17 protein-coding genes are annotated in these 16,750 nt (G+C 44.4%); 6 read left to right on the forward strand and 11 right to left on the reverse strand.

Going from position 1 to position 16,750, the window contains the following annotated elements; genetic code table 11:
• The first annotated feature begins 291 nt into the window (after positions 1 to 291).
• The 4 genes from ACHZBG_RS12140 (at position 292) to ACHZBG_RS12155 (ending at position 3,446) form a co-directional block, all read left to right on the forward strand.
• The gene (locus tag ACHZBG_RS12140; protein WP_320129723.1) at positions 292 to 639 is read left to right on the forward strand and encodes a helix-turn-helix transcriptional regulator; all 348 of its coding nucleotides are present in this window, start codon (positions 292 to 294) and stop codon (positions 637 to 639) included.
• Positions 636 to 1,394: an ImmA/IrrE family metallo-endopeptidase gene (locus tag ACHZBG_RS12145; protein ID WP_320129724.1), complete on the forward strand. Its 759-nt coding sequence runs from the start codon at positions 636 to 638 to the stop codon at positions 1,392 to 1,394. The genes ACHZBG_RS12140 and ACHZBG_RS12145 overlap by 4 nt, the downstream gene beginning before the upstream one ends.
• Before the next feature lie 166 nt (positions 1,395 to 1,560).
• Positions 1,561 to 1,932, forward strand: a complete 372-nt coding sequence (locus ACHZBG_RS12150) for a hypothetical protein (protein WP_320129725.1) — start codon at positions 1,561 to 1,563, stop codon at positions 1,930 to 1,932.
• A gap of 296 nt (positions 1,933 to 2,228) precedes the next feature.
• Positions 2,229 to 3,446, forward strand: coding sequence for an alkaline phosphatase family protein (locus tag ACHZBG_RS12155; RefSeq protein WP_320129726.1), 1,218 nt, complete (start codon positions 2,229 to 2,231; stop codon positions 3,444 to 3,446).
• Here ACHZBG_RS12155 and ACHZBG_RS12160 read toward each other — a convergent pair.
• From ACHZBG_RS12160 to ACHZBG_RS12180, 5 genes are all read right to left on the reverse strand, one after another.
• Positions 3,443 to 4,069, reverse strand: a complete 627-nt coding sequence (locus ACHZBG_RS12160) for a hypothetical protein (RefSeq protein WP_320129727.1) — start codon at positions 4,067 to 4,069, stop codon at positions 3,443 to 3,445. The genes ACHZBG_RS12155 and ACHZBG_RS12160 overlap by 4 nt on opposite strands.
• Positions 4,070 to 4,083: 14 nt before the next feature.
• Complete coding sequence (locus ACHZBG_RS12165; protein WP_320129728.1) at positions 4,084 to 4,902, reverse strand: carbohydrate ABC transporter permease; 819 nt, start codon at positions 4,900 to 4,902, stop codon at positions 4,084 to 4,086.
• A gap of 2 nt (positions 4,903 to 4,904) precedes the next feature.
• Positions 4,905 to 5,804, reverse strand: coding sequence for a sugar ABC transporter permease (locus ACHZBG_RS12170; protein ID WP_320129729.1), 900 nt, complete (start codon positions 5,802 to 5,804; stop codon positions 4,905 to 4,907).
• Positions 5,805 to 5,874: 70 nt separating this feature from the next.
• The gene (locus ACHZBG_RS12175; protein ID WP_320129730.1) at positions 5,875 to 7,188 is read right to left on the reverse strand and encodes an extracellular solute-binding protein; all 1,314 of its coding nucleotides are present in this window, start codon (positions 7,186 to 7,188) and stop codon (positions 5,875 to 5,877) included.
• Positions 7,189 to 7,249: 61 nt separating this feature from the next.
• On the reverse strand, positions 7,250 to 7,822 hold the full coding sequence (locus tag ACHZBG_RS12180; RefSeq protein ID WP_320129731.1) for a hypothetical protein: 573 nt from the start codon (positions 7,820 to 7,822) through the stop codon (positions 7,250 to 7,252).
• A 319-nt stretch (positions 7,823 to 8,141) separates the two neighbouring features.
• Here ACHZBG_RS12180 and ACHZBG_RS12185 point away from each other — a divergent pair, with 319 nt between their 5' ends.
• The gene (locus ACHZBG_RS12185; RefSeq protein ID WP_320129732.1) at positions 8,142 to 9,014 is read left to right on the forward strand and encodes an AraC family transcriptional regulator; all 873 of its coding nucleotides are present in this window, start codon (positions 8,142 to 8,144) and stop codon (positions 9,012 to 9,014) included.
• Between the two features lie 89 nt (positions 9,015 to 9,103).
• Here the strand turns inward: ACHZBG_RS12185 and ACHZBG_RS12190 are convergent, their stop codons facing one another.
• Positions 9,104 to 9,700 carry an N-acetyltransferase family protein gene (locus tag ACHZBG_RS12190; protein WP_320129733.1) on the reverse strand — a complete coding sequence of 199 codons (597 nt, stop codon included), beginning with the start codon at positions 9,698 to 9,700 and terminating at the stop codon, positions 9,104 to 9,106.
• 195 nt (positions 9,701 to 9,895) lie between these two features.
• Here ACHZBG_RS12190 and ACHZBG_RS12195 point away from each other — a divergent pair, with 195 nt between their 5' ends.
• Positions 9,896 to 10,858: an AEC family transporter gene (locus ACHZBG_RS12195; RefSeq protein ID WP_320129734.1), complete on the forward strand. Its 963-nt coding sequence runs from the start codon at positions 9,896 to 9,898 to the stop codon at positions 10,856 to 10,858.
• Positions 10,859 to 11,069: 211 nt separating this feature from the next.
• Here ACHZBG_RS12195 and ACHZBG_RS12200 read toward each other — a convergent pair whose 3' ends face one another.
• The 5 genes from ACHZBG_RS12200 to ACHZBG_RS12220 all read right to left on the reverse strand — a co-directional run bounded on the left by ACHZBG_RS12200 (position 11,070) and on the right by ACHZBG_RS12220 (position 16,716).
• The gene (locus ACHZBG_RS12200; RefSeq protein WP_320129735.1) at positions 11,070 to 11,906 is read right to left on the reverse strand and encodes a carbohydrate ABC transporter permease; all 837 of its coding nucleotides are present in this window, start codon (positions 11,904 to 11,906) and stop codon (positions 11,070 to 11,072) included.
• Positions 11,907 to 11,919: 13 nt separating this feature from the next.
• Positions 11,920 to 12,789, reverse strand: a complete 870-nt coding sequence (locus ACHZBG_RS12205) for a sugar ABC transporter permease (protein WP_320129736.1) — start codon at positions 12,787 to 12,789, stop codon at positions 11,920 to 11,922.
• 88 nt (positions 12,790 to 12,877) lie between these two features.
• Positions 12,878 to 14,239 (reverse strand): ABC transporter substrate-binding protein, encoded by a 1,362-nt coding sequence (locus ACHZBG_RS12210; protein ID WP_320129737.1) that lies wholly within the window; start codon positions 14,237 to 14,239, stop codon positions 12,878 to 12,880.
• 120 nt (positions 14,240 to 14,359) lie between these two features.
• Positions 14,360 to 15,313 (reverse strand): uroporphyrinogen decarboxylase family protein, encoded by a 954-nt coding sequence (locus tag ACHZBG_RS12215; protein WP_320129738.1) that lies wholly within the window; start codon positions 15,311 to 15,313, stop codon positions 14,360 to 14,362.
• 131 nt (positions 15,314 to 15,444) lie between these two features.
• Positions 15,445 to 16,716, reverse strand: a complete 1,272-nt coding sequence (locus ACHZBG_RS12220; RefSeq protein ID WP_320129739.1) for an L-serine ammonia-lyase, iron-sulfur-dependent, subunit alpha — start codon at positions 16,714 to 16,716, stop codon at positions 15,445 to 15,447.
• Positions 16,717 to 16,750 lie beyond the last annotated feature (34 nt).

A 16,750-nucleotide genomic window follows, 5' to 3' on the forward strand; every position in this document is an offset into this window, starting at 1 on the left:
ATGATTTTATATCATCCCACAATCAGCAAAATAGCAAATACATCACCTTAATTCTGCAAGTCGTTTTCACAGGTACATAAAACACTTCGGATTCAATCCAATATTTCATTATTCAACTTGCAAATAAACTGCTGGCATCAAGGAAAAGTAGTCAACACAGGCCTACTTTGCCTGCTATACATAGATTTATATAACATGAGTTTGTCATAATTATTTATATTATTATATTTGTAATTATGACAAAAATACGATATACTATGGATGGAGTTGACATAGAAGGAGTAACATACCATGGCTGTCGATATGAAAATTATCGGAGAAAGACTAAAAGTCTCACGCGAAAGAATTGGTTTGACACAAAAACATATTGCCGAGTATCTCAATGTAGATCAAAGCCTCGTATCGAAATTCGAATCAGGGGAACGGGTGATCAGCTCAGACATGCTTGATGCATTATCTGCCTTGTTTTGCTGTTCTATCTCTGCACTTATTTCAAACAATGATTGCATTAAGCCAATTGAATTTGCTTTCCGGACTACAGCCTTGGATAAAGAAGATCTAGAGGCATTGGCAATCATAAACAAAATTGCGCTGAATCAAGTACAGATGGAAAAATTGTCAAAAGGTGTCAAGGCATGATTGATAGAATGTCCATTAGCAACAAAGCCTCTGCCGTACGAAAAAGACTGGAAGAGGATAGTTCTTCTCCCATCGATATTTTTGCATTGGTACAAAGCATTAAAAAACTAACCATCGTATTTTATCCATTGGGAAATAATATTAGCGGAGTTTTTCTCCATGAGGATGAGTCTTCCGTTATTGCAGTAAATTCCAGCATGTCATTGGGGCGTCAAAGATTTTCTCTTGCACATGAGTTATACCATTATTATTATGACGAAGGTTCTTCATCGGTAATTTGCCAAATCACTATCGGCAAAGGCAATGAAATTGAACGCTCAGCAGATATATTTGCTTCATATCTGCTTATGCCACAAACAGGACTCTACGATAAAATCATGAAAATAAGAGGGGAAGAAAACCGAAAACTTACCGTTGCCGACGTAGTTGAATTGGAACAGCACTTTGGTGTCAGCAGGCAAGCCATGCTGATACGTTTGCTAGAAGAAAAACAACTCAAAGCAACCGAAGCGGAAACAATGAAGAGAAATGTCATTTTATCTGCCGCAAAGTTGGGTTATGATGTTTCCCTTTATAAACCAACTCCCACGGACAAGAACAAAACAACCTTGGGACATTATATAAAACTGGCAGATGATCTCTTTAATTCGAATGTGGTCTCCTCCGGAAAATATGAAGAATTGCTTTTAGAAGCTTTCAGGGATGACATTGTATATGGAGACGATTTGGAAACGGGAGAGAAAAACATTGACTGATCCTCTTTTTTTCGATACCGATTGTCTATCTGCTTTTTTATGGGTGGAAGAAGAGGGCCTATTGCACAAATTGTACCCGGGAAGACTCGTACTACCTACTCCAGTTTATACAGAATTATCTTTCAATAACCCCAGGATCAGGGCATTGAGGAATAGAATCGATATAATGATAAACAACAAACAATTCATCAAGAAAGCTATCATGGTAGGAACTGATGAATATGAATTATATGATAAACTCACAACCCAACCAGGAAACAATCACACCATAATCGGCAAAGGAGAAGCAGCAGCAATTGCCTTGGCAAAAACCAATGGAGGAATCGTTGCAAGCAATAATTTATCTGATGTCCTTGCCTACACCCAAGAACTTACGTTAAAACATACGACAACAGGAATGATTATGGTTGAAGCTTTTCACCAGCAATTTATTTCTGAAACTGAAGGAAATTCAATATGGGCTTCCATGCTTCAGAAAAAGAGAAAATTAGGGGCTCTGACGTTTTCAGATTATCTTTCTTGTCACTCACATTCCTAAATGATTTACTATTTTCAGTTTCAAAATCATGAAACCATTGATGAACCCCTATGATTTTTTTCATCCCTCAATATGTACAAATATTGTTTCCAAGCATTAAATATAAAAGTATTACAGGTATCCAACCGTCGCAACTTCCTGTTATTTACGGCTCAGATCTCCCGGCAGTACAATTTCCAATCAACAATTCCCATGACAAACTCAATTGGATTTGCCTACCATAAAAGCCATTCCTTTTGATTGTATATCCGATATGGGTGTATGTATCAAACTGCAAATCCATTATACTAGGGCATATGCACAACCATGTTTTTGTCATCAGCATAGATGCCTTATCCACAGAAGACTTGAAAGAACTCTTTGCGCAACCCCACTGCAAAGAATTGCTTGAAGGGTTTTCGGGAGCCTTGAAGGTACACAGTCCCTATCCCAGCTTTACCTATCCCTGTCATGCAACTATCATGACAGGCTGTTATCCTGACAAGACAGGTATCTTCCATAACACCGACTATAGGACAGGAAAGTGGAATTGGTATCATGAGGATATCAAAAGACCAACCTTGATCGACATTATCCGGCAAAAGGGTTTGACAAGTGGCTGCGTTTGCTGGCCTGTCATGGGCGGCGCTCCGAGCGACTACCTCATTGCGGAAATCTGGGCCAAGAATCCAGGGGAGGACCCGACGCCAATCTTTGATTCTGTCGACTCCCCTCTATCCAAACCAATTTTCGAGAAACACAAGCACTTGCTGACCTGGATGACCACCCCTGGTTTCGACCTATTTGCCACATCTTGTACCGCTGACATCATCAAGCTGGCAAAACCTGACCTGCTATGCACTCATCTCTCTTATCTGGATCACCAGAAACATCAACTTGGCACTTCTCCAACAGGGCTTTCCCATGCGTATGTCTTTATTGACGAATGTCTGGGAAAAATCCTTGAAGCCACCAAGGAAGCAGGAATTCTGGAGCAGACAACCTTTGTTCTCCTGGGCGATCATGGACAAAAAGATATCCATACCCTATGCAACCTCAACGCACTACTAAAGGAAAGAGGCTACTACCATGATGCGCAAGACTGGCAAATCTTTGGCTACTCCTGTGGTTGCTCTTCCCAAATCCATATCCGTAACATCGATCAACAACAGGCCAAGGAAGCCCTTGTTGAAATTCAAAAAGACTATCCTATGGCCATTGCCAGCGTCATGGATCGCAAGGACTTTCAAGTCTTTCACCTCGATGGACCATTTTCCTTTGTCCTGGAAGCTGGCAATGGCTATGCCTTCGGCAAGAAGGATTCAATCCTCTTTGACGACCCCTCTCCCCAAGATTTCTCCATGGCGAACCATGGCTATCTTTCTGATACGGGACCCGAACCTCCGTTTATTGTTTGCAATAAAAAAAGCCTGGTCCTGGACCAAGCCCGCATGGTAGATGAAGCCCCGACCATCCTTAGTCTGCTTGAAATCGAAACAGAAGGGATGGATGGCACTGTATTGCCTATTTGCTAGAATTGCCAGCTATTGTACTCAAAGGGTTGAACTTCAGGCCGGGAAACATCCTGCTTTTCTTTTTCGCAATAAGCAAGGTACTCCTGAAAGATTTGCTTTATATCCTCTCCTTCCAATTGGGGAATCACCTTGCTCGCCTCGGTAAGGAATTGAACCTCATCCCGTCCCATCTCCCTTCCCTTTACCGTATGCATATCATAGGCATAATCAGGCACTTCCGCCCCTCTCCCATGGGCAAACTCCTTGATAAGCATGTTCTTTACGTTGTCGCTGCTACGTTCCTTGGGAAGCTTGCACAAATATCTGATTGCATGGACGAAGAACATCGGGCGGTCCCCGTCGGTATACAGAAACTCCTTTCTGATGTTTGACAAAGTATATATGAGCCCAGGAGCCCCAATGTCGCCAAACCCGATGTCTTCTACACTGATTGCCAATAACCGTCTCCACATCTTGTCTTCGAATTGGGGACTGGTAATATACATCTCATAGGCAGCACAGAGCGCATTATGCTCCATACCCCTCCTGATTGATTTCTGCAGCATGGAGATGATTTCATCTCCCGCGATTCCATTTCTGGTCTTGATGTTTGACCAAGGATCATATGACATGAACTCACTCATTTATGCTCTCCTCTCTAACCTTTTATGCCGGAAGACGAGACTCCGGCCACGAAATACTTTTGCGTAAAGGTAAACAGTATGATTACCGGGATGATTGCCAGGTTTGCCCCGGCCATCTGAACAGGAATATTTGCTCCTCCCCGTTCCTGGAAATACTTCAACGCAGGAGTAATGAGCTGCCGACTGGTCGTCGTGATGAACAAATACGGATCGAGGAAGTTATTCCAAATATTGATGAAACTAAACAGGATGACAGTTGCCAGAGACGGACCAGCAAGAGGAATGAAAATCTTGGTGAGAATCTGACGATGGGAAGCCCCATCAATATAACCGGCTTCGGAAAAATCCTTGGGAATAGCCCTGAAGAACTCCATCAGAAGCACTAGATATAGAATTTCTGTCATCTCCGGCAGAACAATTGACCATAAACTATCGAGCAGTCCGATATTCTTGAAATAAAGATAGCGTGGAACCATGGTGGTTTCTGCAGGAACCATATAGGTAGCCAGGAAAAAAAGAATCAATACACGTTGCCCCGGAAATCGTAATCGTGATAGAGCATAGCTTGCAGGAAGCGTTACTATCAGACGCAGGACAATCGTAAGCACTACCGTCACTATCGTATTCAGATACCAGGAGCCAAAATACTCATTGGTAAGGACTGTCAGGAAATTGGATGCAATCGGCTTGATCGGATAGAGAAGGCCTTTATAGACCAATCCCTGGGGCCTAAAGGAAAGAACGACCATCATAATGAACGGATAGATCATCAACAGGGCAAGGATCCACATACAAAGGGTAAAGAATCTTTGTTTCTTTTTTATGGCAGGCATATTCAATCCTCCTCCCAGCATTTCCTCAGTTTCATCAAAACCAAGGTAACCAACAGGATAAAAAGGGTAAGCAACACCGCATACGCAGAAGAATAACTGAACTTATAATACTGGAAGGCATCCTCGTAAATCTGGAAAGAGGCTACCCGTGTCGCATTGCCAGGTCCCCCATTGGTCAGGGCGACCACCACGGTATAATTCTTGAAGGAATTGATCACATTCATCATCAGCAAGAACCCCAAGGTAGGCTTAAGCGCGGGAAGGATGAGGTAACGAAGTCTTTGGGCTCTTGATACTCCCTCTATTTCAGCAACCTCAAAGAAAGTAGCGGGAATTTCCTGCAAGGCAGCCAACAAGGTTATCACACTGAAAGCCAGAGTAACCCAGGTACTGATGAAGGCAGTGGTAGGCAATGCCATCGAAGTACCTGAAAGCCATTGGGGCATACGATCCCCACGTAATCCGAGATTTCCCAAAAAGGTGTTTATTGGCCCTTCAAACGGATTGAGCAGGTACTTCCAGACAATACCCACCGCGATGAGATTCGTAACGTAAGGTATGTAGAACATGGTACGGACCGCAGTTCGGCCAACAAATTTCTTGTTGAGGAAAACTGCCATAAGAAGTGCGAGAATCATGGTAAGGGACACATAAATCACCGAATATTGAAGCGTATGCAAGAAAGAAAGGCGAACCGTAGCGGAGCTGAGTACTCTCACATAGTTGGTAATCCCCATAAAAACAGTGGAATTAAGCTTGCGTATTGAATTCCTGTCCAGGAAACTGACAACTATCCCGTACACCAGGGGATAAAACTTGAAGATAATAAAGAATAGGAAGAAAGGAGAGATGAATCGCACTGCCGTCCAGGTCTCTTGCTTGTATCGAAGGTTTCTTTGCATTGCTCCCTCTCGTTGAAACATCATCGAGTGCCCCGAATCGGGCACTCGATGGAACAGGCGAAAACGATTATTACGTATTCTTGATTGCTTCGTTGACCCGACTGCAGATATTCTTGATAGTGACTTCAAGACTCTGTTGATCCATAAGATACAATTCAGCTTCTTGCTTGAGTATATTATTATACTCCGCACCGACGGAACCACAGATATCCGAAGGAATGACATTCAAGCCATTGTCAATCAAGGCAACATACAAATCATCAGTGGTTATGCTCTGGTTGGAAGCATCGGCGGTGGCCTTGAAGATTTGATCTTGCTCTTCGGCGCTGAGGTTGACCAAGGCAGGAATGCCACTTTCGAACTTCCATTGGTTCTCTGCACGCCAAACGGCATACGTAAGCGCGGTGTCAAGATGGATTGCATTCTTGTTGATGGAGATGTACCCCATTGAATTGAAATTATTCATGCTCTCGGCCGTACCACTTGTAGGAACTGCCACGATTCCATACTTCCAATCCTTGGGATAATCCTCTTGACTGTTCAATAGCCGGGTATACCAGTTGCCTTGCAAGAACATGCCAAGATTGTCTACGGTTGCGTAATAATTCCACTCGGCCCCAGAGGCCTTCAATTCCTTGACTCCCATCTGTACCTTGAGATCATTTCCCAGCATTTTATACCATTTGAGAGACTTGGCAAACTCCGGATTGTCGAAGTTGCAACTACCGTCCTCCTTATAAAAAGGAATTCCTTTCTGGGAGGCAACCATATACAACCAAGGAGTATCCAGATTCATGAAGGAACCATAGGCTTTGCCATCGGAAGCTGTGGTAATCTCCTGGGCGATACGTACATAATCATCCCAGGTCCAGGGAGCTTTAGGATAGGCGACCCCTGCTTGGTCGAAAACCTTCTTGTTATAGAATATGCAAAAAATTTCCTGCTTGTAGGGAAGTGCGTAGAAAGAACCATCCTTCTGGTATTCAATATACTTGCCCCAGATGGACTTTACATCAATTCCTCTATCAGAAAGGGCTTTACCCAAAGGCATGAAGAACCCTGCATCAAGTCGGGCACCATAATCACGGGGGCCGAGGGTTTCAATGACGTCAACGGTACCGCCGGCAAGCAAGTCAATATTGACTTTGGTGACATGATCGTCTCCTGTTCCAGGTGTAGCCTCTACCTGGACCTTGATACCCGTTTCCGCGGTAAAGGCAGCATTCATGTCATTATACCATTTTTCATTGGCATACGTTGAACGGGTTGCCGTGGTGACCACTTTTTCGGCATTCTGGGCTTTCGTTTCCTGTGCCCCCCCGGCAAACACGGAAGAAAGCAGCCCGATTCCCAGCATACAAATCAGTAACACTTTTCTTTTCATTTTTACTCCTCACCTATAACAAAACGGTGCCCAATCCCAACAGGACGGCACCGTATTTTGATTATTGGATCTCTGATTCCTTAAGCATTGCGAGCAATCGTTCACGATAGGTACGATCACGCCCTTCCCACTCAGGTTCAACCTTGGAACCTTCCATATAGAAATCTTTTTCATTCCGCCCTGATTCCTGACCTTTGAGCGTATGTTTATCCACTGCATAATCTGGAATACTAGGACAAAGAGCACCCTTTGCATACTCTTTTTGTATCCAGCAATACATCTCATCGCTGCTACGATCCTTGACCGATTGACAAAGATACCGTACAGCATGTATAGCCATAAGCCCGCGATCACCACTTTGCTTGATGGTCTTGCGCATCTGGTCCAGACTATTGATAATCACAGGTGCCATGGGATTGCCAAAGCCAACATCCTCTACACTGATGGTCTTCAACCTGAACCAGAGATATTCCTCCAGTTCTTCACTGGTAATCAACATTTCATAAGCCAGAGTGGCTGCATTCTCAGGATGATTTCTCCTGATCTCTTTTTGCACCGCTGAAATCACCAAATCAGCAGGCATTCCCGAACGGGTCTGGTATTTCTGCCAATGGTCATACGGAAAATTGTCCATACTTCATGCTCCTTGCATATTGAGGAAAGTAAGATACATAACTTCCCTCTTTCCTTATAAAAACAAAATCTATCAAATGTGTTATCAGAAACACAGCGAAACAGTAAATGAATTCGTATAATCCTAAAAAACTTATTTTAATACAAAAAAATACAACATACTATAAATAAAGAACTTAGAACAATTTATAGTACAGCTTATTGTTCTTTATCATACTTATAAAGAATTGGCATCACAATACTTGATTGAATCGAAAACTTTTCATTTTGACTCATTTTATTCTTGTATCCCGGTTTTGGTGAATGCTAATATACAGAGCATGAAAGCCCAGAAAGAAATTGTACATGCCTCCCCGGGGTGCAAGGAACGATACCTGACAGCCCCCCTACTGGCAAAAGCCCCCTATGCTTCTGCCAAAATCATTGAAGGAGCCTATTGCCTCCTTGACTCGCAATTCTGGATCCAGCGAATAGCAAACAGGGGATTCCATGTTCTGGTTCTCTGCCTTTCAGGGTGCGGGGAATTCATCATGGAGGATGGTACAACCTTTCTTCTCGAACCAGGCAAGGCTTTTCTCTCTTGCGCTACGGGACAAGCACATTTTGAAAAAACCCATGGCCCTGATATATGGGAAAGCATCTGGATGAATTTCGATCAGAGTTCCCCTTGGTTCATTCCTGCCATTGATGACTGGAAAGTCTATGAATTATCTCAACAAAACACCATAAAGGATTTCTTTCTTTCCGCTATCCTGGAAGATCATTATTTCGATCAGGACAGCCCGAAAGCCCAGGAACTTTATTGCCAGCTCTTTCTCATTACACTTAAACGGGGACTGGAATGGTCAGAAGAACATCACTTTGTTCGATATCGCAAACAATTCTCGCTTCTTTGGCAAAAGGTCTCGACAAATTTATCGAGAAACTGGGGTATCGACGAGCTATGCAAGGAAATGCACCTCAGCCGAGCCCACCTCACCCGACTTTGCCTGAAACTCTATCAAACCTCTCCTGCTGCAAGAGTAAGGACAATAAAGATGGACCAAGCAAAGGTTCTGATAGAGAACACGGACTTGGTATTCTCAGAGGTTGCAGAGATGATCGGTTTCTCCACCCCAGCAGCTCTTTCCACCGCATTCAAGCACCATTTCGGCGTTTCTCCCCGAGAACTCCGCAAAGAAAAACAACAATGACTCTTGGCAAAAGCAAGCAAATCTTTCAAGTTTGAATACATATTCTTGGAGAAACCCTTACGCAATTACAGAATCTCTTTCCACCGCATTCAAGCAAAATGGACCATAGTACAGTGACGATCGAGAATTTTCCCAAGCATTCTCTTGTCAAACTCCTTGATCGATACAAAAGGTCCAGGATCGAGAGTGTAGTCACCAAGGGTCTTTTCAAACCAGGCTACCGTATGCCAAGCTCCGCATTTATACCCCGTGTTATGGTATTCGCCCAATTTCTTGAACCCAAAATACTCATGCAGTCTTTCGCTATTTTCATTGGGTGACGTGATACCTGCGTATACATTTTGGATATTTTGCAATTTCAATATCTCGATAAGGGCGCCGTACAGTGCCTTGCCCACCCCACAATGCACATAGTCTTCATCGACATAGACCGAGAGCTCCGCATTCCATTGGTAGGCGGATCTTTCCATCTGTCTGTGCGCATAGGCGTAGCCGATGATCTTCTCGTCCAATAAACAGACGATATAGGGATAGTCAGCTGATATTTTTTTGATGCGATTTTGCATCTCTGCCAAGGAAGGACTTTCATATTCAAAGGTAATCGCCGTTTCCTTGACATAGGGTTCATATATACCCAAAATCCTTGCAGCATCTGCTTTTTGCACAAACCTGATTGTCTTCATCATGGATACCTTTCTTATCGCGATGATACAAGTATAGCAACTTTCAGAAGTCTTTTGCCATGACCGTATACATAAGGATTGACAATTCGCGCTCCTGGCCAGGTTCCAAAATCTTTGGATTCTTGCTAGTATCCTGATACCAGTTCTACAAGAGGCTTCTCCCTTTTCAAGCCTTTTTGCATGATAAGGAGTACTACTATGGCCAAGGCCTTCGAAGCAATCATGACAATAATGCTCCTGTTCCTTTGTGGATTTATTATCTACAAGAAGAATTGGGTCACCCAGGAAACCATGGCCTTTCTCAGCAAGTTCATCGTCTTGGTCGCAGTCCCTGCCATGTTGATCAATAGTCTGACTTCGATGTTCTCCCATGAGCAACTATTGGAGTTGCTTCCCCTCTTGCCAATGCCTCTTATCATGCAAATCTGTCTATACTACCTCTCGTACCTTATTGCCGTCCTGTTGAAAGTGCGACAAGGCAGGAGGGGAACCTTTGCCATGATGGGAGCTATAAGCAATACCTTGTTCATTGGATTGCCCATCAGCATGATTCTTTTCGGGGAGGAATGCTTGCCAGGAGTCATGCTCACCTTTTTGTCCTCGACACTCGTCTGCTGGACCCTCGGGATCTCAGGTCTGATGAAAGACGGAACAATACTCTCAGGAATTGCGATGGAGAAATTGAGCCTTTGGAAGCGCAGCAAGAAATTCCTGCTCAACCCCCCTATCCTTGGCCTGATAATCGGACTTGCCCTTTCCCTGCTGAACATCAAGCTACCCACTCCTGTCATCAATACCCTTGCCTACATCGGCAGCATGGTAACCCCTCTTTCCATGCTCTATACCGGCATGTACCTTGCTACCATGAACTGGAAAGATATGATGCCTGACAAAGACACCTTGGCAGTCTTTTTCATTCGCTTTCTATTGGCACCTCTTCTTATGTATTTCTCCATAGGATTGACCCGGCAGCTTGGAGGTGTCATCTCAAAAGTAACTTCCGATGTACTGATCATCCAGGTAGCTGCCTGTGTAATGACCCAGAGTGCACTTCTCACGATAGAATGCAAAGGCGACGGGGTCTTTGCAACCAGGGCAGTGGCCTTGAGCAACCTGGTCTTCCTGGCCGTATTGCCGCTGTACCTATATTTGTTGGCCTAGGGATCAAGGGATGGTCCTTTGCAAGAAGATAGGTGTGCCTAGATAGGATTCAACTGCGTATTTTCGCTTTTCTGACATTTCAACTGATTCCCGATGCATCAAAAAGAGAACCCGGCACGTACCAGATTCTCTCTCGTCCACAGGAACCGAAAACAGTCCCCTGGGTGAAATCTTGTCTATCAACGACATCCAAAGTCTCAACGCCCTTGCATCATCCCTTAACCGCGCCTGCCATACTTCCTGACTTCTGGAATCCCTGCATGGCAAGATACAACAAGATGCTGGGAACAATGACCAAGGTAGTACCTGCCAGGATGACTTGCCAGGGAGTGGCCAGTCCATCACTGACGGGCAGCATGGATACTGAAACCATAAGGGTATACTTCGTATTCTTGTTCAAGAACAACAAGGGCCAGAAGAAATCATTCCACCTTGCAATCATGGTAATCGAAGCCCAGGAAGCCAGTGCAGGCTTGATGATGGGAACCACAATTCGTATGAAAATGCCAAAATCCTTGCAACCATCAATTCTGGAGGCCTCGATCAGTTCATCGGGAACTTCCAGGATATATTGCCTCAAATAGAAAATTCCTACGGCAGTGGCGATTCTTGGAATGATCAACGACCACAGGCTGTTGATAAGATGCAATTTCCGCATGATCACAAACAAGGGAATGGCACCGGCTTCGGCACTTATCATCATCGTTGCGATGACAAAGTAGAAAAGAAAATTTCTGCCCGGGAATTTATACTTGGCAAAGGCAAACCCTGCCAAAGCACAAAAGAACAAGGTGGTGATGGTGCCGATTACCGTGGTAAACATACTATTGAACAAATTGTTCCAAATAGGAATAAGATCAAACAAGCGTCGAAAATTTTCAAAAGTCGGGTTGCCAATCACCAAGGCATGAAAGCCGGAGACTTTTTCACCGACAGTCTTGATGGAAATTATACACATCCAAAGCACCGGGAATAGGCAGACAATGACCACCAGTGCCATAAAACCATTAACCAAGACAGTATTGAAGGTTTGTTGGGATTTTCTCATTGCTAGGCTCCTTCTAGATTTCACCTTGTCGTCGTCGAACAGCAAATTGCACTACTGAAATTGCCAGAAGGACAAAAATCAAAACCATACTCAACGCAGAAGCATAGCCAAGCTTAAACGTCTTGAAGGCATATTGGTACACCAACTGAAACAGGGAGGTATTTGAGGAACCGGGGCCCGGGAGAATATAGGATTCGTTGAACATCTTCCAGGTATCGACGGTAATCGTCAATGTACAGAAAAACAGGATATTCCTTAAAAGGGGAAGCGTAATATAGAAAAACTGTTGAATGATACTGGCTCCGTCAACCGTGGCAGCCTCATAGTACTCCTTGGAGATATTGAGCAAGCCTGAAAGGATAATGATTGTGAACCAGGGAGTAATTCGCCAGTTGAACAAGAGAATTACTGGAATCTTTGCATAGGCACTACTGGTCAGCCAAGGAATCCTGCCACCACCTAGATGAATCAGTATTTCGTTGATCAACCCTGCATTCTCATCAAACAGCATGCCAAAAATCAATCCCATGGCTACGGAAGCACATACATAGGGAAGAAAGGACACTGTCTTGAAAAATCGTCCAAATTTCAACCGATCGCTGTTGAGACTGAGTGCAATCAAAAGGGCAAACAGAAGAATACCGATGATGCCGGCAAGCCAGTAGACCACTGTATTTTGGAATGCATCGCTGAACATATAATCCTGCATCATGAGCTTATAATTATCCAGACCAACCCATTTGGGTGTTTTCAACCCATTCCATTCCGTAAAGCTTATATAACCAGTCCATACGATGGGAATCAACTGAAACAAAAAAAACAGAATGAAAAAAGGACTGATAAACAGGTATGGCATTCGGTACTTTTTTAGGATTTTAAACATTATCCCTCCCCACTTTACGTTTTCCAAGGAGAGTGGCCCTACTTCAGTACGAAGTGGGCCACTCCGGTCGACATTCAAAAATCAAAATCTAGGGAATGAGAACCTTCTTGATTCTTATCTTCAATTCTTTATCCATGTTGGCTATAGCCTGGTCCATGGTCTGCTCGCCGGCAATATATTTCTCAAGCTCAGCACTGATGATGGTATCGGCTTCAGCATCGGAGGCGGTAACCGTCATATTCTTGGATGAATTGGCCAAGCCATCCCCTTCCGCTTTCCTGAAGGATTGCCCACCATAGAACTCAGAAGGAGCCTGCCAGAACGAATCGGCAAGAACATTCTTGGCAACAGGGTTGCTATACGGTCCCTTTAATTTTTCCATCTCCGCTACCCAGGAATTTCTCTCTTCAGTATTGGTCTGGAAATCATACCACAACATCTGGAACAATTTTGTATACTCATTGGATCCAGTGTCAACCAAACAGAAAGAAGTGGAAACAGGTGCTCCTCCCGTACCAATTTCCTTGAACACAGGAACATTCATTACTTTCCAGTCCCCGGCAGTGGTCGTGATGTTTTTCCGCAGGAATTCATCCCAGAAAGCACCGATATAGTATGTAGCAATCTTTCCGTCGTCGGTAGCCTCATACAAGGGTTGTTGCATCATACGAGTCTTGTACAAGAGACCTGCTTCATTGAGCTTGGCCAAATACTCCAGGGCACGTTTCGCTCCGGGATCCTGTCCAATTACGATATTTCCCTTTTCATCCCAAATCCGGGCATTTGCCTGGGGCATCAAACCACGTCTGCCCCAATATCTCCAGGTATACGTACCAGGATCGATATAGGAAAGATAGACCTCTCCATTACTTCTCTCTTTCAAGAGTTTTCCAGCTTCATAATAACCTTCAAACGTGGACATCATGGAAGGATCAACATTATATTTCTTGAAAATCTCTGCATTATAGAATAGCAATTGTGGACGAACAGCATCTGGCAGACCATAAACCTTACCGCCAATGGTAGCATCAGAAACAGCTCCATCAACGAACTCATTGGCAAGGGGAGTATAAAAGGATGTCATGTCCTGAAGCAATCCGGCAGAAACAAGATTGACGATACCAACGGCATCCAGCATGATGACCTCTGGCATGGAACCGGTATCACCGGACAATGCATACATTGCCAATTTTTGCTGTCCCTCCGACATGGTCGAAATGGTCTCTACCGCAATATTGACACCAGGGGCGATATCGCGATTACGCTCAATCCAATCCTGATAATACATTTTTCGGAACTGTGGCTGACCTGTAGACCAGATCAACAGGGTGCCATCAGGATAAACCTGTTTGGAAGTATCAGATGGACTCGGCCCTTCCTTGGATCCTTGTGCAAACAGTGGCACAACCAACAAACTGACCATGATTGCAATGACCAACGCTCTTTTCATAGTGTGTCCCGAGTAGAGGACTCGGCTCTCCTCTTAGATTTTTTTCAGGGATTTCCTCTATAACATCCCTGATTATCACCTCTCCTGCAAACGCAGACAATAGCTTTTGCAGTAAGAAACCTAGTATAAAGATGCCTGTTTCTTGGCGGCATTCAATCGCCAAGGTTCAACATCAGTGGGCAAAGTACAATCTGATCCGATAATAAAACGTTCTCGCCCAGCCACGGCTACCATGTCCTCAACCGCTTGTTCAATACTTGCAAGAGACCCATCAACCAATTCCCCTGACCTATCGTCAAAACCACCAAGTAGGGTTTTCCCTGGGAAGAGAGCCCTGCCATCAGATAAGGAATAGGGACAATCATGAATATCCCAGTTAATGATATCCGCAGGAATTCCCTGATACATTGGCAAGACTATCTGGTCCTTGCAAATATGCAGGATACTCTTGGCTCCCATACCATTGATGGCTTCAATGACCTGCTTATCGAAAGGTTTTACATACGATTCAAACAAACTCCGTTCGAATCTATACGCTTCCCCTCCCAAGGCCGCATAGTAGATGCCATCGGCCCCAGCCTCGACAAGGTGCTCACAAAGAGCGATCAACGTCTGGGCAATCGCTTGCAACCCGACAGCTACGGATTCTGGATCCTGCTTCAGATGTCGTGACACCATATTGTCGGGATTTGAGAAATTCCCAGGCTTTTCCGTTGCATGGTAGGCAGAAACCAAAACCCCATGGACCGTAGCAAACAATGGAACCTCGCTGGGCAGAGCTTTCTTCAAGGCCTTGAACTCATCTAAGTACCCTGTATAGGGACTATCGGAAAAAGAGGAAGGACGAACAGCTCTCCAATCCCGGGGATTTTTGATCTCACGGTCTATCCTATAACTGTATTCGTTCATTACTTTCAGAATATCTGCATCTATCTTTTCATAAAAATCAACATGGGCCTGTATCGCGGCTTGACCGTACTTGCAGGAATCATCGAAATGGTACCAAAATCCACAAGGAATTCGCTCTGTTTTTTCTCCCTGTAATGTCGCAAGCAAAAGTTCTCGTTTATCCATTCTTCATACACTCTCATTGAAATTATTATTCATATGCCTACTAATCATATTAGTAATATCAGTATAAGCTCGACAGCATTGGTATTGTCAAGTTTTTTATTTGATTTGTTCTGGAACAAAAGTCTGGTAGTCTATCTATTTTTGACCATCAGGGAAAGAATCACCGAATCAGTCTGTTCCATTCCCTCACTTGCAAGCCTTCCTATACCATCGATGGTATCCTCGATATTGGAAGAGACCAACCCCTCTCCCGCAATGAAATTATCCTGAGCCATTGCCAGGGAATGGCCAAGAAAGGCAGCATCCACCGCTACAGAGATCTTTGCAGCACAAGAAGGTTTTGCCCCATCACAAACCATTCCGGAAATAATGGCCAGGGTATTGGAGATTGTCTCATCAATCTGCGCTGCAGAACCTCCCGAAAGCCAGGTAATGGCTGCACCTGCACCAATGGCGGCACTGACTGCCCCACAGTAAGCCGACAGTCTCCCTATTTTTACTTTTTGCCGGATTGCAACCAAATTACTGAGTGCCAGGGCACGGACCAGCCGTTCAGTTTCGATGGAATGAGCCTTGGCAAATTCGATGACAGGAATTGAAACTGCTATACCTTGGTTACCACTTCCACTGTTGATTACCACTGGCATTTCACACCCGCTCATCCTCGCATCAGAACCTGCGGCAGAGACTGCCTTTGCCCGGGTTTGGACCGTTGGTTCAAGAGTCCTGAGTATATTGCTGCCAACAGACGCACCCCACTTGTGCAACAACCCTTCTTCACAGATTGCACTGTTGCAAACTATTTGAGGTTCAATGATGGGAAGCAATTGAGACAAGGCAACCTGTTGGGAAAACGATAAAATTCCCTTGATCGTGAGAAAGGTTCGCTTATCCACAATCTCTTGGGTTATGTCTTCTTCTGATTTTTTGGAGAATACAACGTTTCCATCATGCTCGATTCGCACGATATTCGTGTGTTGTCGCACAATCTCGACCACTGCGATATGGTCACCGTTTGACATCGTAATGACAAAATGAAGTTTTTCCCTGGAATTCAGGAGCGACACCTCAATTGCATGGGTCCCAAGATAGTCCTTGGCCAAGCCGATATGCTCAGGGCATACAGAGGAAAGAACTTCCAGCCCCAGTTTTGAGGAACCTCCAAGCATCCCGATTGCTACAGCAGCCTCTATTCCCTTCATCCCTTGGGTGTTGGGAACAACGACTCCTTTTACATTCTTGATGATATTGCCACTACAGGCCACTTGAATATGGTCGGGAACAAGGTCCAGGACTTCCCTGGCCTTGGCAGCGCCAAAAGCAAGGGCGATAGGCTCAGTACAGCCTAGGGCAGGAACTAGTTCCTCCCTGAGAATTTGCAGATAGTCTTCAGATACAAGCATTCTTATTACCTTTTCAAATAGAAGGCAATCAAGA

This window comes from uncultured Sphaerochaeta sp. (genome assembly GCF_963676625.2).
Lineage (GTDB): Bacteria > Spirochaetota > Spirochaetia > Sphaerochaetales > Sphaerochaetaceae > Sphaerochaeta.